The following is a 417-nucleotide window of genomic DNA, read 5'->3' as shown; positions in this document are numbered from 1 at the left end:
GTGTGGTCAACAGCACAGAAGCGGGCGCCAATGTGCCGGTGACCGTGACGCTGGCCAATGTGCCTGCCGATGCAGCCACCACTACAGTCACTGTGCGGGTGGACGGTCAATCGTATGCAGCCACCGACAACGGGGATGGCACCTGGACGGCCCAGGTGCCGGGCAATGTGCTGGCAGGCGCTGCGAGCCCCACGGTCACGGCCGAGGCCACGTTTGCCGATGCGGCGGGCAACGCCAGCGCACCGGTGACGGGTTCGCAAAGCTACACGGTGGACACCACAGCGCCGAGCACCACGGTTGCGATCAGCGATGCCGATGGCGACAACAAGCCCACGGTCTCGGGCACGGTCAGCGAGCCGGGCTCCACAGTGACGGTGACCTGGCCCGATGGCACTACTGTGCAAGTGCCCACGGACC

1 protein-coding gene is annotated in these 417 nt (G+C 66.9%); it reads left to right on the top strand.

The annotated features are described in order from the left end of the window. Positions 1–417: Ig-like domain-containing protein (locus QEP11_RS15645; protein WP_349816780.1), on the top strand; the 417-nt coding region annotated here is incomplete at both ends.

The sequence above is a fragment of the Comamonas halotolerans genome (assembly GCF_030162935.1).
In the GTDB taxonomy this organism is placed as follows: domain Bacteria; phylum Pseudomonadota; class Gammaproteobacteria; order Burkholderiales; family Burkholderiaceae_C; genus Comamonas; species Comamonas halotolerans.
Note: the sequence above shows the minus strand (reverse complement) of the source record. Positions and strands in the feature narration are given on the sequence as shown.